At 66.0% G+C, this 1,376-nt stretch carries 1 protein-coding gene and 1 pseudogene; one reads left to right on the forward strand and one right to left on the reverse strand.

The window, feature by feature from the left end:
* Positions 1 to 640: alpha-hydroxy-acid oxidizing protein (locus CSW57_RS24165; RefSeq protein WP_189339425.1), on the reverse strand; the 640-nt coding region annotated here is incomplete at its 3' end.
* A 132-nt stretch (positions 641 to 772) separates the two neighbouring features.
* Here CSW57_RS24165 and CSW57_RS24170 point away from each other — a divergent pair.
* Positions 773 to 1,376: pseudogene (locus CSW57_RS24170) on the forward strand (NADP-dependent oxidoreductase); the annotation flags it as partial.

Genomic DNA, 1,376 nt, shown 5'->3' on the forward strand with positions numbered 1-1,376 from the left:
GCCCCTGCGCGAACGGCAGCGACCCCAGGTTCAGGTCCTGCGGCCGCCATCCCAGCATGGTGGTGTCGAGCGTGACCACGATGGCCGCCGCACCGCACTTCTCGGCGCGCTGCAGGAAGCTGTCCACCAGTTGCTCGTCGCTCGACCAGTACAGCTGAAACCAACGGGGCGCCCCGGGCGACACCTCGTCCATCGCCGCGGCAGTGCTCTCCATCGGCGCGCTGGCCTGGCTGGAGAAGATGTACGGCACACCGAGTTCGGCGGCGGCCCGGCCGATGTGGACGTCGGCCTGCGGAAAGACGAGGCCGCCCGCACCGACCGGAGAGAACAGGATCGGTGCCGGCAACTGCTGTCCGAACAGCTCGGTGGACAGACTCCGCACTGACACGTCGCGCAGCATCCTGGGAACGATCGCCCAGCTGTCGAGGGCGTGGCGGTTTGCACGCATGGTGCTGCCGTCACCCGCCCCGCCGGCGACATAGGCCCACGCCTTCGCGGACATCTTGCGCTTGGCAGCGCGTTCCAGATCGTCGAAATTAGTGGGTACCTTGGGTTTTCGTCCAAAGACGCCGTCGGTGTAGATCTGGTTCTGTCGAGCCCGGCCGGAAAGTTCGGACGCCGGTCGCGTATTGCTGCTCATCGGCCCACCGTAGCGAACCAGATGAGCGACGATGGTGACTTGAGTTGCCTCACATTCGGCAGCCGACGGAACAGCACTGTCACCCTCGGCTGTTGACGAGGGAGACCGCAACAATTCTCGACGAGGAGATACATGACCAACGGCACCCGCATCGTCCTGGCAGCACGCCCACACGGCGAACCCAAGGATTCCGATTTCCGATTCGAAGAATTCGATCTCTCCGAGCCGGGGCCGGGCGAGGTGGCGCTGGAAACCCTGTATTTGTCGCTGGACCCCTACATGCGTGGCCGGATGAGTGCGGCCAAGTCGTATGCCGCACCGGTCGAGATCGGCGACACGATGGTGGGGGCCACGGTCTCACGCGTCCTCACCTCGACCGTCGACGACTTCGCGCCTGGCGACGTGGTGCTCGGGTACGCCGGCTGGCGCACCCACTCGATTGAACAGGCAAAATACCTCCGCAAGCTCGATCCAGAGGCCATCTCGCCGTCCACCGCGCTCGGCGTTCTCGGTATGCCCGGCTTCACCGCATACGCAGGGCTGCTGACCATCGGAAAGCCGCAGCCGGGCGAGACGGTGGTGGTGGCCGCGGCTGCCGGCCCGGTCGGGTCAGCGGTCGGGCAGATCTCCAAGCTCAAGGGCGCCCGTGCGGTCGGGATCGCCGGCGGACCAGACAAGGTGGCCTACCTCAAAGACGAGCTCGGCTTCGACGCAGCCATCGATCACCGTGCAGACG

Origin of the sequence: Williamsia muralis, assembly GCF_002735905.1 — a bacterium.
Taxonomy (GTDB): domain Bacteria; phylum Actinomycetota; class Actinomycetes; order Mycobacteriales; family Mycobacteriaceae; genus Williamsia; species Williamsia muralis_A.